The following is a 20,363-nucleotide window of genomic DNA, read 5'->3' as shown; positions in this document are numbered from 1 at the left end:
CTCATACTTGTGTACACAATTTATTTACAGATTTTTTTCAGACGTGCTATAGTCTCACTAACAGATGCAAAGGAGCGAGATTTCAGTGGCAAAGCGTAAAGATATTCATTTTCGAATTGAAGAAAAATTACTTGAAAGATTTGAATCGGCACTCCATTACGAAGGTTTAAATAAAACAGACGTATTAACACATGCGGTCCAGCAATTTTGCACGAAGGTGGAATGTGAAAAAATGAATGATGTAAAACGCCAATACAGCGTAAGCAACCATTTACAAACACGTATCGATACACATAAACATTTTGAAGAGAAACGAGTGAATGTAGATGAAGTCGTCATGGAACATTTACAACTTCAAGGAGAAGAAAAAATATTAGAGGTCGGATGCGCTAATGGAAAATTCCTTTCCCTTTTACAAACGAACGGTCATAAAGGACATCTAACCGGATTTGATCAATCGGAAACTATGCTTTCTGAAGCTGCAATAAAGAATAACATAATTGAATGGAAACTGGGAGATGCTAGTAAACTTCCTTTCGACGCTAATTGCTATGACTGGATTGTCGCAAGACATATGTTATATCACATGAAAGATGTCGAAAAAACAATTCAAGGATTCCATAAAGTAATTCGTCCCGGCGGCTCACTTTTAGCTACAACAAATTCTAAAGTTTCATTACCTCGTATAGATGAAATGTGTAACAGAATGTTAATTGCATTTGATTTACCAAAAACATCACCGTCAGTAGCTCCATTTTGTTTAGAAAATGGTAAAAAGATACTACAATCTGTTTTTTCAACTGTTGAAGAAACAATTATTCATAATGCACTCGTTTTCCATCATGCCTCTCCAATTATAAACTATATTTCTAGCATGTTTCCGTCACTGAATATACCTGATAATATATATCTTCACACTGAAATGAAGAAATGGCTAAAACAAGAAATAGAAAATGAATTATCACTTCACAACGGTATATGGCGCGATCCGAAAACGATAGCGATTTATCAATGTAAAAAAGAAAAAAGCTAGCAAATGCTAGCTTTTACACGTTTTCCGGTAAAAGATTCTCCATCATTATATTGCCCTTACCACGATAAAAATTTGTATCATGTTCATTCGCCACTCCAAAATAAGAGGCAATCGCTAGTCCAAATGGTACAAATGCATGTCCTTGTGCTGTAATAATATTTGCGTGCTGTACAACTTCTGTATACACAAAATTTTCTACTGAAAAACAATCTAATTTTTGATAATCTATGGTGACTGTATAAGAGATTTCTTTTAATAAACCTGCTCTTGCTAACGCATACGGTCCAGCGCAAATCGCTGCCACTAATTTTTCTTGCTCAGAAAATTGACGAATAACTGAAAAAAGCAGTTCTGCCTCTTCCATATGTATTTCATCTCCACCTGGAATAAGAATCCCCTCATACTCTTCTACACGCACTTCATTTAGTACTATGTGCGGCTGTACTTGCAAGCCTGTTTCACTTATAACCATTTCTTTTGTTAAACCCGCTGTAATAATCTCATATTTATTTTTCAGCAATGCTGTTGCTACTGTAATTTCAAACTCCGCAAATGTTGGGTATACGAATAATAATATTTTTTTCATAGCCCTTTCTCCTTTAGCCAGCCCATAAAATATGCTTCTAACTCATCCACTGTTAATGTATTCGTGTCCACATAAGTTACAGGAAATTGTTTATACCATTCTTTTTCAGTTTCTACTAATTTAAATTGTTCCTCAAATGTACTTCGATTTCTTTCCCTGTCATTATTTTTTCTATCATATAAATTTTCTTTCGAAACATCTAAATAAAAAATTGCATCCGAACGGCATTCTCTTAATTTATATAATTCATCTTTTAATTTTGTTTCTATATCCCACTCTTTCCCTATCACTTTCGGATAAAAGAGTGTATAAAATTCAATATCTTCTGGCCCACGATCAAAAATCACGACTGAACTTTTCACATTTTGAAACTCTTTTATTTTTGCTTCAATAAACATTTTTTGATTTGTAATAAACCCCTCTTTTGTACACATATCCAAATTTAATTTTTTTCGCTTTTCTACAATTGGATAAGGATTTTCATATATAACTGAAAGCCCACATCGCTCTAAGCTTTTGGCCAATGTTGTTTTTCCACTTGCCATCGGTCCTTGAAGTGAAATTACGTATACCATCCCTCTCATTCCCTTTTCTTATAATACATTGATAATATACAGAATTTTGAAAACTATCAACATAATATATAGCATCTTGTTTCTTATTCTTATGTAACTTATAATAAAAAATAGAGATTATGACGGACGCAAAATAATGTAAGCTTGGAAATCCAAGCTTACATTATTTTTTGCTTTCCCTTTTCTTATAAAAAGAGTATACTAGATCAGAACGTATGTTCTTAATAATTACATACAGTAAGGAGATAGAACAATGGTATACGACACAAAAGCAATTTCTTGGAATGCATCTTTAAAACAACTTCAACGCCGCTATACAAACAAACAAGTTGACCGAAAAGAATTTGAAGATATTGAACTAATGGAATTCTTCCGCGATAACGACTACATTTCTTTACCTACACATATAAGCGGCCTATCAACAGCGCGTTTTACTTCTTACTCTATTTTCACAACTGAAGATAAAGATCGTAAAGTTGGCACACTTATTATTGAGTACGTTGAAGACGATAATAATAATTTATGTGTTGAACAACTATACTTCGTTTAAACTATAACGCTTGGTCAAATTGACCAAGCGTTCTTGCTTTCTACGAATCTCACTGTTTATAATATGAATAAAAGAAAACCGCAATCATTAAGGGGGGATATACTTGCTCGAAGGATGGTTCAGTTGGTTTATTGTATTATGGACTGTTATTTTATTAGGACTTATGTCTATCGGTGGATACTTTATGTTCAGAAAATTTTTAAAACGATTACCGAAAGAAGACGGTATGTCCATTTTAGATTGGGAAGAGCATTACATAAATAAAACGAGACATTTATGGAATGACGAACAAAAACAATTGTTAGAAGAGCTCGTAAGTCCCGTTCCAGAACTGTTTCGCGATGTTGCCAAATCAAAAATTGCTGGCAAAATCGGAGAACTAGCATTACAAGAAAATGCCTCTAAAATTACACAAGATTTAATTATTAAAGGATATATCATCGCCACACCAAAGCGTGATCATAAATTTTTAGTTAAAAAACTACAAGAAAAAGAGATTGATTATTCTCATTATCAATCTTTACTAACAAAATACCCTTCGTAAAAAAAGATTGCTAGCCTATAGCAATCTTTTTTATTTTAACTCACCGTTACCTATTTTGTAGCAGATAGGCGAGCTTCTCCTAACTCTATTTGCAAACCTACAGCACCTGCATAAAGATAATCAAACGTATTTGGAATGGTAACTGTCGTAGAAGTTGATCCCGCTGTTAACACACCATTAGTAGGAACATTCGTCACATCAAATTCAGCACGCCGATTCGTTGCAACTGTTCCAATCAGCATATTTCTATCCCCAAAACCTCCGACTGTATCTAAATTTCCTAAATAATTATTGACTTGTGAAGCAAAAAAGTTAGGATTTGCATTGTTAGGTCCTGAAAGTGCTCTACCATTTAAAACAAATATATCTGCAGTCGCATCCGTATCACCATTATGAATTCCAGTTGGAACCTTGAATCCATCAGAATCAGTAACTATTTCATTCCAAGTACAGGTTATTACACTTCCAGCTAATAGAATGATTACAAATATCGCAACAGTTACGTATACTTCTCAACCTGATCCTACTAGACCACCCGTCACAACAACAACAACAACAACAACACCAATTACGATAGAAGTAAACCCGAATGAGCCAAACACATTTATTAAGACTGCAGATATAAATAACGTTCAGCTAGGTGATTTCACAACATATACACTTACCTTTACTAACAATGGCACTATACCGGCAAATAATGTACTCATTACTGATGTTTTACCTCCCGAAGTCACTTTCTATCCGAATTCTGTAACAGTAAACGGTGTATCTCGTCCTGGTAGTAATCTAACTATCGGTATCCTTATTGGAACTGTTAATCCTGGTGAATCCGTTGTTGTCCGTTTTATCGTTCAAGTAACAGCAGAGCCCCGAAACAGTCTCATTCGAAATACCGCCCGCATTCGCTATACACTTAGACCTGATCCTACTAAACCACTGATTCCTGTCGATGAGACTACAGAACCAAATATTATTCCGTTTATCGGTCCGTTTGTATCACCAAATTTAAATTGTTTCTTTAATGGGGAACGTTTTATACGTCGCGGTTGGAACAGAGGATGTTAACAATATAAATAAAAAGACAGCGTTTTTGGCGCTGTCTTTTTATTTAATACATATACAGTTTTAAGTTAGCTTCATATCTTTTTCATTATAAAAACCGTCTTCTTTTTCCATTTCCTTCTGTAATTTCGTAAAGGAACGGTACATCGCAATTCTCCATGACACAATCATCGCAAACGCAAGTAAGAAGAACATGCCACTAAGTTGTCCTAAATCAAGAGATTGGCTTAAGTATGTTTTAAATACAATTCGCACTACAAGTAATCCAATTAATATAAAAACAAATGCTTTTGAACGCTTCAAATAAATCTCTTGCCCTCTAATTTCAAATTTAGATGTTTTAATAAGAAAAATAGAGAAAAACAAACCAACGCCAATAGCTTCTAACATTTCCGCTGGAGTTAATCGAAATTCAGGAAAAACATACATCAATGCTCCCGTACTCATAAAAAATGGTGGAAGTATAATTTTTTTCAATGTTGCGGGTTTCTTAGCTGCTTTTAAACGAATAAACATCGCACCGACAGCCATACAAACAGCAACGATACTTGATAAAAGAACTATGTTCATATTTTCTCATCCTTTTTTGTGGCTATATGCAAAATATACTTTCATTATATGCTTTTCCGTTAGTATTTCCAACATTTTCACAGAATAATACTAAAAACCGGTAAATCCACCAAATAAACTTGAGAAATATACGATAATTTTCGTCATCCAATTAAAATATAAGAATATCCCCATGACAATCATAATGTATCCTCCGATTTTCATGAAAGCCATACTATTTCTTTTAATCCAAGACATTTTCGTAATAAAGAATGAAAGTACGAAAAACGGGATAGCAAATCCAAGTATGTAAGCAATCATATAAATCATTGCCGATTCTGGATTTGTTGCAGCTAATCCAATTACAGACACTAAAATAGGTCCAGTACATGGTGTCCACCCTGCAGCAAATGCTAATCCAATTAGAACTGAACCAAAATAACCACTCGGACGATTCTTAAAAGTAAATTTACGATCTTGCATTAAAAACTTCGGCTTAAACACACCGACAATTATAAGACCGAACACGATGATAAATATACCACCTAACTGTCTAATTAAATCTTTATAATCCGTAAAGATGCCTCCGATAAAACTTGTACCAAATCCAATCGCAATAAAAATAATTGAAAAACCAAGTAAGAAAAACGCTGTATGTATCATACTTCTTTTGCGAAGCATTGCATTTTCTTCTTTCAATTCAGAAACCGACATACCTGTTATGTATGATAAAAATGCCGGGTAAAGCGGTAAGCAACATGGGGAAATAAATGATAAAAAACCAGCGCCAAACGCTAAAAAAATACTAATATCTTGCATGATTCCACTCCTCTCCTTACATATTGTAGCAAAAACACATAAAAATACTATGAACAATTCGTGAACTCACTTTAACAACGTGATAATAAGAAAAACTACCCTTACAAACAATTTCTAATAAAACGTTTTCATTCCCTTCTATTATATAGAACAATCTCAATTGAATTATGAAGCTCTTTCTAATTTGTTACTAACATAACAAAGGTTTCACAGTTTCTCAAATACTTAGCACATTACAATTACCTTCACACATATTGACCTAAAAAATATTTTTTTCAAATGCTCTCTTTATACAATGCAACACTGATTTTACAATACTTTTATTATTATTAATTTCAAGATTATGCATAAATATCATACTTTTATTATTATTCTATAAAATGTCGCACTTTTCTTTCAGTTGACCCTTTATTTTTAATTTTGTATACTTCCCTCTAGTTATATATGTCCGTTACGGAACAATTTCATATAGATGGGAGGAATTTTTCATGCTTCGTTATTCTCTTTTAGTTCTATTAGGAGCGTGTAGTTATGGGATTTTAGCTATTTTTGTTAAACTTGCATATGCAGAAGGATTTTCACTTGGAGAGGTAATTGGCAGCCAATATTTGTTCGGTTGGATTATTTTGCTTACTATTACACTTCTATTTTCTAGACATCGCGTCCCATTAAAACAAGCGTTAATTTTATTCGTTGCAGGAACATCGGCAAGCTTTACTGGAATTTTTTATTATGCTTCATTAAAAACTGTACCAGCATCTATTGCAATTATACTTTTATTCCAGTTCGTTTGGGTTGGGATTATCATTGAAGCAGTCGCAACGAAAACATTACCTTCAAGAGAAAAAGTTATTTCGGTTATTTTCTTACTTATAGGTACATTTTTATCAAGTGGTTTACTAGAAAAATCAGCAGGTGATTTCGATACGACTGGAATCATTTTAGGTTTATTATCTGCCGTTACATTCGCAACATACATTTTCGTGAGCGGAAAAGTTGCTGTTGAAGTGCCTTCATTACCGCGCGGTGTTCTTTTAATGGCTGGTGCTTTAACTTTAGTAATGATCGTATTCCCGCCAACATTTATTATGAACGGTGCCATTTCTCAAGGGCTTTGGAAATATGGCTTAGGATTAGGAATATTTAGTATCGTTATTCCATCTATTGCCTTTACAATTGGCATTCCAAAAATCGGTTCTGGATTAGCAACTATTCTTGGTGCAGCAGAGCTACCAGTTACAACTATTATGTCTGTATTCGTTTTAAAAGAAGCTGTACTATCTTCACAATGGTTCGGTGTATCACTTATTTTAATCGGTATCGCAATCCCGCAAATTGCCTATGCAATGCGTGGACGCTATCAAAAACATCATACACATAAAAAAGTAGCTGCATAAACGAGAGAGGATTTTCACTTGAGAATCCTCTCTTTTATTGTTGTATACTTATAGTAAATACTTCGTTTAAGAAAGAGGGCATAATACGTGGCATCTATTCCAAATCAATTAACAGAAAAACTTATTTCTATTCGTCGACATTTACATGAGTATCCAGAACTATCGTATGAAGAGTTCGAAACAACAAAAGCGATAAAAGATTGGTTAGAAGAAGCAAACATTACTATTATTGATTCCAATTTAGAAACAGGAATTATCGCTGAAATTTCTGGTAATAAAAACGGGCCCGTTGTAGCAGTTCGTGCTGATATTGATGCCCTTCCTATTCAAGAAGAAACAAATTTACCATACACTTCGAAAATTCACGGTAAAATGCATGCTTGCGGGCATGATTTTCATACAGCTGCTATTATTGGTGCAGCCTATTTATTAAAGGAAAAAAAGTCTTCTCTAAACGGAACTGTCCGCTTTATATTCCAGCCAGCTGAAGAAAGTGGTAATGGCGCTTGCAAAGTTATTGAAGCTGGACATTTACAGGATGTACAAGCTATCTTTGGTATGCATAATAAACCTGATTTACCAGTAGGTACAATTGGTATTAAAGATGGGCCACTAATGGCCGGAGTTGATCGATTTGAAATTGAAATTCACGGAGTTGGTACACATGCAGCTGTACCAGATGCTGGCGTAGACCCTATTGTCGCATCCTCTCAAATTGTTATGGCACTGCAGACAATTGTAAGTCGAAATATAAGTTCATCTCATAATGCAGTTGTTAGTGTTACAAATATCCATTCAGGAAATACGTGGAACGTTATTCCTGAAAAAGCTACGTTAGAAGGAACTGTACGTACATTCCAAGCTGAAACACGTGAAAAGATTCCCGCATTAATGGAGCGTATTATTAAAGGGGTTTCTGATGCACTAGGTGTAAAAACAACATTCCGATTTTACCCAGGTCCTCCTGCTGTTCATAACGATAAAACACTCACTAATCTTTCTATTCAAATTGCAGAGCAAATGAATCTAAACGTTATCTCTCCTACACCATCAATGGCCGGAGAAGATTTTTCTTTTTACCAACAAGAAACACCAGGTTCATTCGTCTTTATGGGAACAAGTGGTACACATGAATGGCATCATCCAGCTTTTACAGTAGATGAACAAGCATTACCTATTAGCGCGGAGTATTTCGCCTTATTAGTCGAAAAGGCTATTCATCAATTAGCACATACAAAAAGCCGTTAAGTTAATCCTTAACGGCTTTTGCTTATGCGGTTAAATCTCGTTTTATAAATACTGTATAGGAAATCCCTAGAAATACAATTAAATACAGAAGAAGCATACAAGAAGCGAATGGGAATGTTACCCCATCAATAAAGCTCCCACCCTTTGAAAGCCCATATAAATCTGTATTCGCTGGTAATAAATATTTCGCCCATTCATATCTTGCTGCCGGAATTAGCGCTATCCCCCCTGATAATGCGAGAAATAGAGAAATCCCGATTGCACCCCCGCTCGATCTAGTTAAAACGGAAATCATAAAGGCAAATGCAGCATACACAAGAGTTGGTAGCCACGATAAAACGTAATACTTACTTGCTTCCATAAAAATATTTTGTTTTATAATATTTCCATCTTGGAAAATAAATTCACTCCATGCAGGCTGTTGGAATTTATAAATAACAAGTCCACATAAAGCGGAGAAAATCATATTAAATATAAACAATAACGCTGCAAATATAACGATCGCTAAAAATTTAGCTGTTAATATTTTAAATCGATTTGCCGGACGGATCGTTAAAAATTTATATGTTCCCCAGTTATATTCATTCGCAAAAATTGTACTTGCATACACGAGAATAAACGGAAGCAAAATTGGAAATACGATAAAACCTGTATCTCTCATGAAAGAAAGCGGAGAGCTGCTTGCCGGTGCTGTATCTGTATCTAAATGCTTCATCTTAAGCTGATATTCCTTTACCAGCTCGTCCCCAGACCGTTCTGCTAAAATAACTTCTTTTTTCATGCCTAGTTTTTTCTCAATTTCTACAGTTCGTTCTGTATAATCGGCTTTCCACCCTTTTGTTTCTGGCTCTAAATACTTTACCGTAACCCATCCTAATCCAATAATTAATACTGCAATAACTGCAAATGGAATAATCGTTCGCTTTCGCTTAAATATTTTATACAACTCGTTATAAACTAAATTAAACAATATCTTTTCCCCCTGTTAATTCTAGAAATTGCTCTTCTAACGTTTTTCTTTCTTCATATACACGATACACTTGAATATTTTTCTCAAGCAATGTACGAATAACATTCGGGATTTCTTCATCTTTTACATTAATAAGTAGATCATTACCTTTTATTAAAACATCTTGATCTAACATTTCTGCCGCTCTCTTCGCATCATCTACACGTATACGGATTGTCTCCATCTCTTCGCTTTGATTATGCTGAATATTTTGCGTCGCGACATATTCTCCGTGCTGAATAATGATAACTCTGTCACACATTAATTCAACTTCTGAAAGTAAGTGACTAGATACAAGTACCGCTTTTCCTTGTTCATGTGCAATTTTCTTTATGTACATTCTCATTTCATGTATTCCACTAGGGTCTAATCCATTCGTTGGTTCATCTAATATCAATACATCTGGATCGTGAATAAGCGCTTGAGCAATTCCTAAACGTTGTCTCATGCCGAGTGAATATGCTTTTACTTTGCGATCAATTACTTGTCCCATCCCTAGCAATTGAACTACTTCATCGATACGTTCTTCTGTCACATTGCCATTCATTCGTCCGAAATATGTTAAATTTTCATAGCCGCTTAAGAAAGGATAAAATTCCGGTGCCTCAATTACTGCTCCAATTTTCGCAGCAGTACTCTCAAATTGCTGTTTTACAGATTGACCGTCAATCCAAACTTCGCCCTCTGTCATACGAATCATGCCGACCATCATTCTCATTAAAGTCGTTTTTCCAGCACCATTTGGTCCTAATAAGCCAACTACTTCACCTTTTTTCACTTCAAAACTAATATTTTCTACTAACGTCTTTGAACCAATTCGCTTTGTTAATCGATCAACTTTTACGATCGCTTGCTCATTTATCATTCCATACAACCTTTCTTCTTAACTCTTTTTTCAGTTCTTCCCACTGTATCATGATTAATAACATGTGTAAAATGAAGAAAAAGCCATGATTTCTCATGCCTTTCTCCTTGTTTCATGTGACTTCTCATACTTTAACCTTTGTATAAATCTACAACATTGCCACATCGATATTATAATGACGGTTATCATAACAACTGCTGTTACCGTTATCGCATACACCGTAATTGGTGCATTTATTGCTCCTTGGATTCCTACTACTTTCATAAAAACAATAATAAATAATTTCAAAAATAACATACCATGAATTAATCCGAAAACGAACGCTCCTCCGTAAGTTAATAATTGCTCCTGGCATAATAAACATAATATTTCTTTTCTCTTCATATTCACTACTTCATACGATCTAAACTCCTCTCTTCTACTCTGTAAAAGAGAGGCTGTCATTTTATAAGTAATGAACATACACACAAAAACTACAAATAGAAATATTGCATAAAACCATTTTACAAATATAGGTGTATATTCCGCTTTACTTATTACAGCTTCATTGAACCGGAATGATATCATAAAAAAACAAATCATTGTATTCATAGCAATCCATATAAATTGTTTTAACCTTCTGGTAGCAAATTTTTGTATATTTTTTCTCGCCAACCGAAATAAAGACATAGATTTCTTCCCCTACCTCACTTCATAACATACTCCTTCTATAATAATAGTGTATAAAAATATGACATTTTAAACATCGCACTTCAATCGGAATCTTTACTAAGCCTTTAGTCCTAGAGAACGGACATGTTTACCTCTTTACAGTTGAACATAAAAAAGAAACAAAAGGTGGAAATGCACTTTCATTGCATTTCCACCTTTTGTTTAATGAGGTGAATCTTTATATAACTTAATTATCATGAATGCCTTATAACTCCATCAATTATTCAACCTTCGCATCTTCCACTTCAATCCTTTTTTTCTCTCTTGCAATTTTCAAAAACTCTAACAGCTCTGGATTAGTATTCATTTTTTTGTAAGCCACCGACATTTCTGCTACAAAATTAGAATCGCATAGTTCCTTATATACAACTTCTGTTTTATACAATTTATTTGCTGATACAGGTATTACCGTAATTCCAATACCTGCTGCTACAAGACCCATGACAGTTTGATACTCCGTTGCTTCTTGTACAATGTGCGGGCTAAAACCTACATCGCGGCAAAGTGATAAAATTGTATCATATAACGCTGGCCATACTGGTCTCGTAATAAATACGAACGGTTCATCCCTTAAATCTTCGATATGTATTTCGTCCTTTTCAGCAAGCGGATGTGCCTTTGGTAAGCATAACGTACACGAAAGTTTTTGAATTGGTTCTAACTCAAGTAATTGCGTTGGAATTGGCGGACGTAAAAATCCAATATCAATTCGATTATCATGAAGTGCATGCACCTGATCCGGTGTTGACAATTCATGTAATGCTACAGACACTCTCGGAAATTTATTTCTATACTCTCTGACGATTGACGGTAAAATATCATATATCGCCGCACCTACAAAACCAATTGAAAGTGATCCAACTTCTCCCCTTTGCGCACTTTGTGCGACTTCTACTGCTTTTTCAATTTGTTCAAACGCTTTTTTTACTTCTTTTAAAAACATTTCTCCTGCTTCTGTTAATTCAACCTTTCTCTTTGTTCTTGAAAATAACATAACTCCCATTTCTTTTTCTAATTGCTGAATTTGTTGACTAAGCGGTGGTTGTGTCATTTGTAAACGAGCAGCTGCTCGTCCAAAGTGTAACTCCTCTGCCACTACAACAAAATATTGCAAATGCCGTAATTCCATTTTGGACACCCTTTTCACTTTCGATTAATACATCTAATATATTAATAACATATAATTTATATATTAGACAAATATTTCGAATGAACGTATAGTAGAAACTGTTAATTCTTTTTTACAATTTTTATGTAAAAAAAGAAAGAGGTGGTTACTGTATGAAATGGTGGAAGTTAAGCGGACAAATATTATTATTATTTTGTTTTGCTTGGACAGGTGAATGGATTGCAAAACAGGCACACCTCCCGGTTCCAGGAAGTATAATCGGTATTTTTCTATTATTAATCTCATTAAAATTTAACATAGTGAAAAAAGAATGGATACAAGACGGTGCAGACTTTTTATTAAAAGAACTTATTTTATTTTTCATCCCTTCTGCAGTCGCTGTCATTCGTTACAAAGATACATTATCACAGTATGGAATCGATCTCATTTTAATTATCGTGATTAGTACACTTTGTGTCACTCTCGTAACAGGACTATTAACCGAATTGCTATTAAAGCGGAAAGGATCAACACAATGATCGGCTTTCTTTGTTTGCTATTAACACTATTCACATATTGGGTATCTAAAAAAATGTATCAACGCTGGAATTGGAGCTTACTTTCTCCCCTGCTTGTATGCCCAATCATTTTAATTGCTTTATTGCTCGGACTAGATACATCATACGAAACCTACGAATCTGGTAGTCATTGGCTAACAGAATTATTAAAGCCTGCAACGGTTGCTTTCGCGTGGCCAATCTATAAGTATTTTGATCTATTAAAAAAACATGGCACTGCTATTTTAATTAATGTCATTGTCGGTTCTTTTCTTTCAGTTATTACTTCAGCACTACTAGCTAATTTTTTTCAAATTGACTCTACAATAGAACAAAGTTTAGCACCGCACATTGTAACAACACCTATTGCAATGGCTATTTCAGAAATGATTGGCGGCATGTCACAATTAACAGCAGTTTTCGTCGTATTAACTGCCTTAACTGGAGCGTTACTCGGTCCTACGCTCATACGCATATGTCGTATTAAAACAGCGCTCGCAAAAGGTATAATGCTAGGTACTAGCGCGAATGGCACCGGAACATCAAAAGCATTTGAAATCGGTCCTGTAGAAGGTACAATTGCAAGTTTATCAATGCTTTTAACAGCTGGAGCTAGTTTAGTTATCGTTCCGCTTTTTTTATCTTGGTTACACTAAAAAAAGCAAGTGTTTAAACACTTGCTTTTTTTATTTATATATTTATTTAAAATCTCCTGGTCCTCCGGAAAAGATAAGGATAATTCTTTTACTTCATCAATTCCTTTCCAAGCTATTTCATGTATTAGCTCATCAGGGTCCTGTATTTTCATGTTACCGCCTATTAACTTTACAATATAGTAATGCACATGAACTGGCACCCCATATGTTATCCCTTTCTTTTCACATAGTTTTTCTATAATTTTCACTTGATAACCCGTTTCTTCCCACACTTCACGAGCACAGCAGTCCTCAAGTGTTTCTCCCTCTTCTTGTCCCCCGCTTGGCACAGTCCATCGTTTTTCTTCATCTACTTTTCCTTGTAGTACCATTAAAAATTCATTCTTTTCATTCATACATATAGCTGCCGCACCAATCCATCTTTTCATCCTATCTCCCCCCATACTAAATTTCGATCTTTCTTTATATATATCCTTGAAAAAAGAGGAATAAAGTAAAACGATGACGAAAGATTACAACAACTTCATGAGCGATCCCTTCTTAGAAATTCAAACCGGAAGGATGAAATTATGATTTCTAAATATGTTGTGGAATGTATTTTTTGTGAAGAAAATCGAAAACCTCGGCAGGCTATCGTCACAGTTCCCGCCACTTCTCAGCTACTAGCAATCCAAAAAGTACGAACTGAATGCACACGGCGCTTCGGAAAAACTTTATTATTGCAAACAGAAATTAAAGAAGAATTACTCATTGAACAAAAAGAAAGCTGACCATAAATTGGCCAGCTTTCTTATCCGATCATATTTTCACATGAAGATTAGGGGCATCCTCTTTAAGGATCGGGATTTACCCATTATGTGCGTTCCATAATGGTCATCGAACAATATATTTCTATACAATAAACTATTGAATAGAATAGGGCAAAACTTGTTCGCATTTTTTAGAAAAGGGATAGGGATATAATTCAAGTAATACTTCGAATACTCGAACTTTACACTCATTATATTAAAGCAAATCCTTTTATATGGGAAATATGAATTACCTACATAATTCATTCGTAAAATATATTAATAGTTTTCTTTACTCTACTAACAACATACATCCAGCTAGTATCGGTGTCATAATCATTGAAAACCTTAAAAGCATCCGAGGTGCATAATTTGTAAACTTAGCTCCTATATATGCCCCTAACATTGTTCCAATTAAAACTTGTACTAATAATACATAATCTAAATACCCTTCCGAACTATATCCAAGCCCACCTCCAATTGCGATTGGTAATATAACAAGCATTGTCGTCCCTATAGATTGCTGAATTGTTAATCCTAATAGAACTATTAATCCAAGTTGGATAAAGGGTGCTGAACCAATCCCAAATGAACCAGCTAACATTCCAGTAACTAATCCGAGACATATACATTTAATCAAGTTATCTTTCGAAAGTTCGTTATGCCCTTTTAAAAACGACCGTTCCTTTTTTTGAAATATAATTAATCGAATAAACATAAAAATTGCAGATAAAAATAACATTCCCGCTGTAAACCAGTGTAGAAGATTCGCTGGTATTAGCGAACCAAACTTCGAACCAATAAAGGAACCAATCGCTCCAAATCCCCCAACAATTCCGCCTATTACAAGCACAACATTCCCTTCTCTATAATGACTTACTACCCCAGATAATGTCGTAAATGCCATAGCAGTTAAAGATGTTGCAAGAGCAACGTGAATAGGGATATGGAATACTAACGTGAGTATCGCGATGATAAATCCTGCTCCTCCTGCTCCGACAAACCCTAATAAAACTCCCATTAATAACATTGTTATAATAATTGCCACATATTCCCCCTCCAATATTCCAATTATCTATCACATACGCACTTCTATACAAACAAAAAGCATCCTAAATGGATGCTCTTTCTACTTTTTCTATATTAATAATATGTACTTACTCTTGATTAATCAAAATAACAGCGGGACCAGAAACAACTACTCCGGCCACTTCTATCTTTTCAAATTCCATCACTGTAATAGATATAACCCCTTCTCTTTCCATCAATTCCTTACTCAGGACTTCAGTCGGTATTGATTTCACCGTCCTACCTCCTTTTCATTTTATACAAAAAACTACCCAATGCCTCTAAATATATGCATCACCTCCACTTTCATTCCTTATTCCAGTCAAAATTCACATCCCCTTTCTATAACATATTGAAAAATAAAAAAGCACTCGCCAAAGCGAATGCCTTTCCATTATTTACTCTCTATTACTTTTAACATTCTATTAATAAATGCTGCGGATTCCCCACGTGTTGCAGAACCTTTTGGCATAAACTCATTATTCTCATTCCCTTTTACGATACCTAGCCCATAAACACGCTGAACTGCCTGTTTATCATACGCTAAATTTTGATCCGTAAATGGTAATGGAACTAAATTACCTTTTATATTTTTGTATTGCAATGCACGATCAATCATAATGACAGCTTCATCACGTTTAATCGTATCATTCGGAGCAAATATATCATTTCCTCGTCCACTTATAATCCCAGCACTAGCTGCACGATTAATACCATCTACTAGCGATGGATGAGCTGTGCTTAAATCTTTGAAATTCGATTTCCCCTCTGGTAATTGCAATGATCTTGAAACTAAATTCGCAAATTCACCACGTGTTACAAGGCGTTCTGGCCAGTAAGAACCCTTTCCGTCTCCAACCATAATACCTCTTTTATCTAATTCACGAATATCCGCTTCATACCAACCACCAGTTATATCATCTTTATGATTCGCATCATAATAAGCTTTCGTTCCTTGTAAAAATGGCTCCCACGCATTATTCTTTATCATAATGGCCGGACAATTCTTTCCGCTCCAAAATTGATGTTTTTTCACATTTTCTAAAGGAATATTTAATTCCCCCATTAAATATGCTGCTAGTTTGCGAGCATTTTCCACAGCTTTATTATAATCACCATCTTGGTTGACAGCAATTTCAATTGCAATTGATTCTCTATTACCAGTTCCTTCCGATCCATCTCCAGCATGCCAACCATTTTCATTTAATGGTAGATGTTGATAAATTTCTTTATCATCTACTGTAAAATGCCAAGATGCTGAACGATCAGTCGTTCCTGTTGCTTGGCTGTATAAATATTGTGCATGGTTTCTAGCATTTGCTCCAACACTATAATTATCTGTCTCATGAATTGTAATGTATTTTGGTTTCATCGCATAACCTGGACGAATATTTTCATTACCTGTTGGTACAATCATTTCCTTTAATGGTACACCGTAAATATCCGTTGTTTTCTCTGCTGATGGCGCTGCATACATAACTGCTGCACGTTTCGTACGAGTTGGAGTTGTGCTTTGAATAAGAGATGCTTTTGTACCCTCAAATTTTGCTGAAGGTGAATAAATCCATTTCACCTCATTATCTATTTGGACTTGGAACCACTCTCCAACTTGTCCAATTGCAATAATTGTTTGCGGTTGTAACACTTTCTCATCTTTATATGAATTAAATGGTGCGGAATATGTAGCTGTCTCTTCATTAATTACTAACTTTTCGTTTGCCAAGCGATAAACTTCCTTAACCTCTACATTTCCTTCACTACTTTGTATCCACCCAGCTCCAGATTCTGTTTGTACATAGTAAGCGTTTCCTTTTCGTTTTTCGGCTTTCACGACTTGATTAGAAAGCTGAACACCTGTCGCTTTTTGTAAATCAGCAGAATCAAATAAAGATGCTGAACTTATTATATGTACAAGAAAATCTCCTTGCGTTTCATTTGTTATTCCTTTGTCCTCTCCACGCCCATCTTCATCTTTCATATGGGTTTCAATACTTTTTAAAGCTTGCTCGTCAGTTGAAATTGTTACAGTCTTTTCTACTGTGTCAGCATAGGAAGAACTTGGAATCGTTACCAAACTAAATACAATTGATGCAGCTAAAACATTATAAAATCCTTTTTTCATACTAATTATTTAACACGTTTATATCTTAATTCGTGTTAACTTCCCTCCCTACTCTAAAATATTTAAGGCTATCTAGCAAACTTCTAAACTAAATAACCCTTTACAATATAACAAACTCTATCTCATCCGTATAGATAGGAATGACTACTATTTGCCTGTTTTTTCTATATTGGAATATAGAAAAGAAGCTATAAAAGATATAGCTTCTCCTCTCACTATTTCAATCTCGTTGTACCTTATACTCTATAACTCTACCATCTTTATCAAATTGCAAAACAAGACATTCACTATCTATAGGAATGAAACTACGTTCATTCCCAAGATAGTATAGTGTAGTAATTCCCGTTTCCAAACTGCTTGTTTTCGTAGGGGCCCCTAACAATTTTATGATTTCCTCGTTTGATTTCCCTATCAATTTATGCCGCTTTAATAAGTCATCTATCATATATACCCGTTTTTCTTCATCATTTAACCACCGATCCTGATTAAAATTTGAAGTGTATTTATTTAAACTTAATTGTAAAGTGCATACTATCAATGGAATGAGAGCAACCATCATTACAGTGAACAGCTGTTTCTTATCTTTATCACGTCTTGCTGATACATGTAAGACAGCCTTTTGAATAATAACTAGTAGAATAAAAGGCATTGCTACTACAAAAATACTCATTACACTCAATGACACATGAACCATATCAATAACAAAGATAAACACAAGATACATTAATATATACAAACAAAAATAAATGTACAATATTCCCCACAATATAGAGCTTTTACCTTTCTCCACCTAAAGCACCTACTTTATCCCGCTATTTACAACTTCAAGCCTTGCTATGTTAGGTGGAAGTCGTGCTACCTATAATAGCTCTGCTAATTACAGTTTCACTTCGAAACATAATTCATCTGACCAATCATATCTCTAATCTTTCCTAGTTCTTGTGCGGTATATATTACTTTACTTGTCAAAACTTCATTTCTGAAAAACGTTACAATTTGCTCTCTATCTTTAAATCTCGGCAATTCTTCATTAGAAAGATCAATAACTTCTTTTCCACTCTCATTTTCAAAATATACAATCGGTTTTATTTTTTCCTTTACAATATCTATTTGCATTTCTTCCAAACAATTATATAAAGTTTGAGATAATATTTTTGCTTTATACGCTGGATTTCCTTCATTTCTTACTTGCAAAGTTAATGACGTTCCATCCGTAATAAATTCAAATGTCTCTTCTTTTTCAATTTCATGTTGATACTTGCCAATTTCCTCAATCATAAATGAATATATACCTGCATTTTCTCTCGTTAAGCCATGGATTAATTTCCCTGTCCATTTTTTCGTCTCAAGTAGATAAATACCGGTTTTACATAAAATGAGGTGATGGATTCGATTTTCGTTTATATCACGTTTATGTCTAGATTTATTGCGTATCATAAAAACGTTCGGCATAATATGAAATTCATCTTCTAGTATGATTCCTTGCTCAACAAAACCTCGTTTCATATAATGTAATGTTTCATGTGTATTCACTTCAGCACCATTTTTGGTATACTCTCGTAAATCCGCAATTAAATTTTGAAACATATGTAGTTCATTACTATGCTTATCTTGCATTTCACTACGTTCTTTACTATGTTGAACAGCTAGTTGATTTTTCATCATACGCATATTTTCAAGTTCTCTAGCTGTACTAACTTGTAAATCATTATATTTTTTCTGTTCCATATTCTTTAAAGTACTTTGTTGTTCTTTATGCTCTGTAATCGTAGCTGCAATTTCACTTTCATACGTTTCAATCGCTTTTTTCTTTTCAAATTCTACTTGCTGACTCTCTGATTCTAACTGTTTATTTTTATAAAACAGTACAAACACTGCAGCTAATAATATTAAAATTCCACCTATTAGCACATAATCCATACTTCTACTCCTTTATTTCATTTTCGATTATTTTTTATAAATATATCCATTATATTATACTATGCTTTCAATATACACTTTGTAAAAATTATATATTTTTAATAAAAGGCACCTCAGTCGAGATACCTTTTAAGTTCACTTTATTGTACACCATACTGAATATAACTTGAATCATAGTATACCCATTGATTTGTCCCTAAGCAAAGCCATCCATCTTGCTTACTCCATACTCGATATGATTCACCATGATGTAACTGTCTTATAACATTCCCGTTTAATGATGGAGCGTCTCGCAGATTCACATTATCGCCAGTAATAGTTGCCACATAATGTTTATACTGAATATAACTTGAATCATTATATACCCACTGATTTGTCCCTAAACAGAGCCATCCATCTTGTTCTCCCCAAACTTCATATGATTCGCCACGATTCAAATGGCGAATTACACTAGATTGTAAAGATGGTCCACTTCGTAAATTCACATTATCTCCATTAATTACAGCAACTCCGTATACTGGAGTCGCATTATTAGGCGTGGGAACATTACCTCCACCACTTGCTCCATTTCCTTGTAAAGCTTCTAATGAAACAGCTGCTGATACATCACAATTTCCTACACCTGAAATTTGCCCAGAATCTGTGTACTGCCATGCTGTCCACTCTGTCCATCCACCAGCATCAGCAGGCGGTATACTAGAATATCTGGAAATCCATAGTGGAATGTCACTTAACCCGCTAATTCCAAATTCATTAATATACCAAACTCCTGTATATAACATTACATTTTTCCCAGTAGCTTGTTTCACATAATTTACGAAACTTCTTGCCCAATTCGATATAGTCGCACCCGTTAAACTACTATTGCTAGTATCCGTTGGCGATTCTAAATCTAAAACAGGAATTAAGTCCGTCTGATTACTCTGTAATATATTCACAAAATATTTCGCTTCTGAAATGGCATCATTTTGTTCTGGGTGCGCAAAATGATATGCACCAATTAATACATTCGCATTTCTCGCAGCTTGTACATTTTGAACGAAAGTAGGGTCAATATAGTTCACACCTTCCGTCGCTTTTGCATACGCCGCTGGAATACCAGATGACTTCACAGCATTCCAATCGATGTTTCCTTCCCAATGAGACACATCGATAAACGTAACATTTGAACTGGATCTATTTTGCATATAAAAGCT

General features: G+C 34.6%; 24 protein-coding genes and 2 pseudogenes. 9 read left to right on the top strand and 17 right to left on the bottom strand.

Going from position 1 to position 20,363, the window contains the following annotated elements:
- Positions 1 to 85: 85 nt before the first annotated feature.
- Positions 86 to 1,033 (top strand): class I SAM-dependent methyltransferase, encoded by a 948-nt coding sequence (locus tag SJY24_RS12400; RefSeq protein WP_377864824.1) that lies wholly within the window; start codon positions 86 to 88, stop codon positions 1,031 to 1,033.
- Between the two features lie 13 nt (positions 1,034 to 1,046).
- Here the strand turns inward: SJY24_RS12400 and SJY24_RS12395 are convergent, their stop codons facing one another.
- Both SJY24_RS12395 and SJY24_RS12390 read right to left on the bottom strand, forming a co-directional pair.
- Positions 1,047 to 1,619: a DJ-1/PfpI family protein gene (locus tag SJY24_RS12395; RefSeq protein ID WP_000722209.1), complete on the bottom strand. Its 573-nt coding sequence runs from the start codon at positions 1,617 to 1,619 to the stop codon at positions 1,047 to 1,049.
- Positions 1,616 to 2,203, bottom strand: coding sequence for an AAA family ATPase (locus SJY24_RS12390; protein WP_377864823.1), 588 nt, complete (start codon positions 2,201 to 2,203; stop codon positions 1,616 to 1,618). Before SJY24_RS12390 ends, SJY24_RS12395 begins: the two co-directional genes overlap by 4 nt.
- Positions 2,204 to 2,447: 244 nt before the next feature.
- Between SJY24_RS12390 and SJY24_RS12385 the strand changes: the two genes are divergently transcribed.
- Both SJY24_RS12385 and SJY24_RS12380 read left to right on the top strand, forming a co-directional pair.
- Positions 2,448 to 2,744, top strand: coding sequence for a hypothetical protein (locus tag SJY24_RS12385; RefSeq protein WP_000262392.1), 297 nt, complete (start codon positions 2,448 to 2,450; stop codon positions 2,742 to 2,744).
- A gap of 103 nt (positions 2,745 to 2,847) precedes the next feature.
- Complete coding sequence (locus SJY24_RS12380; RefSeq protein WP_000889392.1) at positions 2,848 to 3,288, top strand: DUF2621 domain-containing protein; 441 nt, start codon at positions 2,848 to 2,850, stop codon at positions 3,286 to 3,288.
- Between the two features lie 50 nt (positions 3,289 to 3,338).
- Here the strand turns inward: SJY24_RS12380 and SJY24_RS12375 are convergent.
- Positions 3,339 to 3,692: pseudogene (locus tag SJY24_RS12375) on the bottom strand (hypothetical protein); the annotation flags it as partial.
- Between SJY24_RS12375 and SJY24_RS12370 the strand changes: the two are divergent.
- A pseudogene (locus SJY24_RS12370) lies at positions 3,685 to 4,353 on the top strand (hypothetical protein); the annotation flags it as partial. The pseudogenes SJY24_RS12375 and SJY24_RS12370 sit on opposite strands and share 8 nt — an antisense overlap.
- A gap of 60 nt (positions 4,354 to 4,413) precedes the next feature.
- Here the strand turns inward: SJY24_RS12370 and SJY24_RS12365 are convergent.
- The 3 genes from SJY24_RS12365 to SJY24_RS12355 all read right to left on the bottom strand — a co-directional run bounded on the left by SJY24_RS12365 (position 4,414) and on the right by SJY24_RS12355 (position 5,884).
- Positions 4,414 to 4,920 (bottom strand): CcdC family protein, encoded by a 507-nt coding sequence (locus SJY24_RS12365; protein ID WP_001028439.1) that lies wholly within the window; start codon positions 4,918 to 4,920, stop codon positions 4,414 to 4,416.
- Between the two features lie 90 nt (positions 4,921 to 5,010).
- Positions 5,011 to 5,718 (bottom strand): cytochrome c-type biogenesis protein CcdA, encoded by a 708-nt coding sequence (gene ccdA / locus SJY24_RS12360; protein ID WP_071747706.1) that lies wholly within the window; start codon positions 5,716 to 5,718, stop codon positions 5,011 to 5,013.
- A gap of 16 nt (positions 5,719 to 5,734) precedes the next feature.
- On the bottom strand, positions 5,735 to 5,884 hold the full coding sequence (locus SJY24_RS12355) for a peptidase T (RefSeq protein ID WP_377867242.1): 150 nt from the start codon (positions 5,882 to 5,884) through the stop codon (positions 5,735 to 5,737).
- 322 nt (positions 5,885 to 6,206) lie between these two features.
- Here SJY24_RS12355 and SJY24_RS12350 point away from each other — a divergent pair, with 322 nt between their 5' ends.
- Entirely contained in the window at positions 6,207 to 7,115 is a 909-nt protein-coding gene (locus tag SJY24_RS12350; RefSeq protein WP_377864822.1) for an EamA family transporter, read from the top strand.
- Positions 7,116 to 7,202: 87 nt separating this feature from the next.
- On the top strand, positions 7,203 to 8,363 hold the full coding sequence (locus tag SJY24_RS12345; protein ID WP_377864821.1) for a M20 peptidase aminoacylase family protein: 1,161 nt from the start codon (positions 7,203 to 7,205) through the stop codon (positions 8,361 to 8,363).
- A gap of 22 nt (positions 8,364 to 8,385) precedes the next feature.
- Here SJY24_RS12345 and SJY24_RS12340 read toward each other — a convergent pair whose 3' ends face one another.
- The 4 genes from SJY24_RS12340 to alsR form a co-directional block, all read right to left on the bottom strand.
- The gene (locus SJY24_RS12340; RefSeq protein ID WP_377864820.1) at positions 8,386 to 9,333 is read right to left on the bottom strand and encodes an ABC transporter permease; all 948 of its coding nucleotides are present in this window, start codon (positions 9,331 to 9,333) and stop codon (positions 8,386 to 8,388) included.
- On the bottom strand, positions 9,326 to 10,237 hold the full coding sequence (locus SJY24_RS12335; RefSeq protein ID WP_377864819.1) for an ABC transporter ATP-binding protein: 912 nt from the start codon (positions 10,235 to 10,237) through the stop codon (positions 9,326 to 9,328). The genes SJY24_RS12340 and SJY24_RS12335 overlap by 8 nt, the downstream gene beginning before the upstream one ends.
- 93 nt (positions 10,238 to 10,330) lie before the next feature.
- A complete protein-coding gene (locus tag SJY24_RS12330; protein ID WP_377864818.1) occupies positions 10,331 to 10,906 on the bottom strand; it encodes an FtsX-like permease family protein in 576 nt (191 codons plus the stop codon).
- Between the two features lie 262 nt (positions 10,907 to 11,168).
- Positions 11,169 to 12,077: an acetoin biosynthesis transcriptional regulator AlsR gene (gene alsR / locus SJY24_RS12325; RefSeq protein WP_377864817.1), complete on the bottom strand. Its 909-nt coding sequence runs from the start codon at positions 12,075 to 12,077 to the stop codon at positions 11,169 to 11,171.
- Positions 12,078 to 12,229: 152 nt separating this feature from the next.
- On the opposite strand from alsR, the gene SJY24_RS12320 reads away from it, so the two are divergent.
- Positions 12,230 to 12,595 carry a CidA/LrgA family holin-like protein gene (locus tag SJY24_RS12320; RefSeq protein ID WP_000872360.1) on the top strand — a complete coding sequence of 122 codons (366 nt, stop codon included), beginning with the start codon at positions 12,230 to 12,232 and terminating at the stop codon, positions 12,593 to 12,595.
- Positions 12,592 to 13,269: an LrgB family protein gene (locus tag SJY24_RS12315; protein ID WP_377864815.1), complete on the top strand. Its 678-nt coding sequence runs from the start codon at positions 12,592 to 12,594 to the stop codon at positions 13,267 to 13,269. The genes SJY24_RS12320 and SJY24_RS12315 overlap by 4 nt, the downstream gene beginning before the upstream one ends.
- On the opposite strand, the gene SJY24_RS12310 is transcribed toward SJY24_RS12315, so the two are convergent.
- On the bottom strand, positions 13,266 to 13,697 hold the full coding sequence (locus SJY24_RS12310; protein ID WP_377864814.1) for an NUDIX hydrolase: 432 nt from the start codon (positions 13,695 to 13,697) through the stop codon (positions 13,266 to 13,268). The two genes, SJY24_RS12315 and SJY24_RS12310, sit on opposite strands and share 4 nt — an antisense overlap.
- Before the next feature lie 141 nt (positions 13,698 to 13,838).
- Between SJY24_RS12310 and SJY24_RS12305 the strand changes: the two genes are divergently transcribed.
- On the top strand, positions 13,839 to 14,039 hold the full coding sequence (locus tag SJY24_RS12305) for a DUF3903 domain-containing protein (RefSeq protein WP_377864813.1): 201 nt from the start codon (positions 13,839 to 13,841) through the stop codon (positions 14,037 to 14,039).
- A 310-nt stretch (positions 14,040 to 14,349) separates the two neighbouring features.
- Here the strand turns inward: SJY24_RS12305 and SJY24_RS12300 are convergent, their stop codons facing one another.
- The 6 genes from SJY24_RS12300 to SJY24_RS12275 form a co-directional block, all read right to left on the bottom strand.
- Positions 14,350 to 15,105, bottom strand: coding sequence for a sulfite exporter TauE/SafE family protein (locus SJY24_RS12300; protein WP_377864812.1), 756 nt, complete (start codon positions 15,103 to 15,105; stop codon positions 14,350 to 14,352).
- Between the two features lie 109 nt (positions 15,106 to 15,214).
- Positions 15,215 to 15,361, bottom strand: a complete 147-nt coding sequence (locus SJY24_RS12295; protein WP_000836278.1) for a BC1881 family protein — start codon at positions 15,359 to 15,361, stop codon at positions 15,215 to 15,217.
- Positions 15,362 to 15,519: 158 nt separating this feature from the next.
- Entirely contained in the window at positions 15,520 to 17,247 is a 1,728-nt protein-coding gene (locus SJY24_RS12290; protein WP_377864811.1) for an S-layer homology domain-containing protein, read from the bottom strand.
- Between the two features lie 220 nt (positions 17,248 to 17,467).
- Positions 17,468 to 18,037, bottom strand: a complete 570-nt coding sequence (locus SJY24_RS12285; RefSeq protein ID WP_377864810.1) for a hypothetical protein — start codon at positions 18,035 to 18,037, stop codon at positions 17,468 to 17,470.
- 95 nt (positions 18,038 to 18,132) lie between these two features.
- Positions 18,133 to 19,167 (bottom strand): nuclease-related domain-containing protein, encoded by a 1,035-nt coding sequence (locus SJY24_RS12280; RefSeq protein ID WP_377864809.1) that lies wholly within the window; start codon positions 19,165 to 19,167, stop codon positions 18,133 to 18,135.
- 140 nt (positions 19,168 to 19,307) lie between these two features.
- Positions 19,308 to 20,354, bottom strand: a complete 1,047-nt coding sequence (locus SJY24_RS12275) for a GH25 family lysozyme (protein ID WP_377864807.1) — start codon at positions 20,352 to 20,354, stop codon at positions 19,308 to 19,310.
- Positions 20,355 to 20,363: the final 9 nt, after the last annotated feature.

The sequence above is a fragment of the Bacillus sp. R86525 genome (assembly GCF_042466195.1).
GTDB classification, from domain to species: Bacteria; Bacillota; Bacilli; order Bacillales; family Bacillaceae_G; genus Bacillus_A; species Bacillus_A nitratireducens.
The sequence above is the reverse complement of the archived record's forward strand: the minus strand, read 5'-3'. Positions and strand labels throughout refer to the sequence as shown.